The sequence below is a fragment of the Desulforhabdus sp. TSK genome (genome assembly GCF_022836495.1).
GTDB lineage: Bacteria > Desulfobacterota > Syntrophobacteria > Syntrophobacterales > Syntrophobacteraceae > Desulforhabdus.
In genome coordinates, this window is sequence record NZ_BQXM01000098.1 from 1 (window position 1) to 878 (window position 878).

Here is an 878-nt window from a genome sequence, read left to right on the forward strand (position 1 = left end):
TTTCATGCTCCTTAAAAAGCTCGATCCGGAGCCGACGATCAGCGTCGACACCGACTGGGTGTACCGCAAGGGGAGCCGGGTCTTCATGTGGTTTGTCAACAAGCCCCTTTCGGCGTACGAAGATTACGTGGCCAATATCTACAACACCTGGTTCACGCGGTTCACCCTGTTTTTCTCGGGGTTTTTGGCCCGGGTTTTCGATGTGAAGGGTATCGACGGGATGGTCAATGGGGTCGCTGAGTTTTTCATCACCCTTGCCGGAAACCTGCGGGTGACGGCCAGCGGCCTGGTGAGAAACTACGCGGCGACGATGCTGATCGGCGGCGTCGTCATGATCGGTTACTATCTATTCGCCTATTTTATGGGACTATGATGAACTCAGCGCATTTTCCGATTCTATCCGTCATTACGTATCTGCCGCTGGTGGGAATCCTGTTGATCGCCTGCATCAACGGAAAGCGCCACGATCTCATCCGGTGGGTGGCGTTCCTCACGGCCGTCGCCGCGTTCCTGGTTTCCCTGCCCCTCTATTTTCGGTTCGATTCCACGACGTGGCACATGCAGTTTGTGGAAAATGTGCCGTGGATCAGCCAGTTCGGCATCCGCTACCACATGGGGATCGACGGCATCAGCCTTTTCATGGTCCTGCTGACGACCTTCCTCTCGGCCCTGGCGATCCTCTCCACCTGGTCGGCGGTGAGCGAGGGGGTGAAGGGGTACATGGTCTCGCTGCTCTTTCTCGAGACGGGCATGCTGGGGGTCTTCTGCGCTCTCGACTTTGTCCTCTTCTACGTCTTCTGGGAAGTCATGCTCATCCCCATGTACTTTATCATCGGGATCTGGGGGGGGCCCCGGAGGATCTACGCCGCCGTCAAGTT

General features: G+C 56.8%; 1 protein-coding gene and 1 pseudogene. Both read left to right on the forward strand.

Annotated elements, in window-relative coordinates:
• Positions 1-373: pseudogene (locus MWC30_RS21655) on the forward strand (Na+/H+ antiporter subunit D); the annotation flags it as partial.
• Positions 373-878 (forward strand): NuoM family protein (locus tag MWC30_RS21660; protein ID WP_260101165.1); only part of this gene is annotated, 506 nt, incomplete at its 3' end. The pseudogene MWC30_RS21655 and the gene MWC30_RS21660, both read left to right, overlap by 1 nt.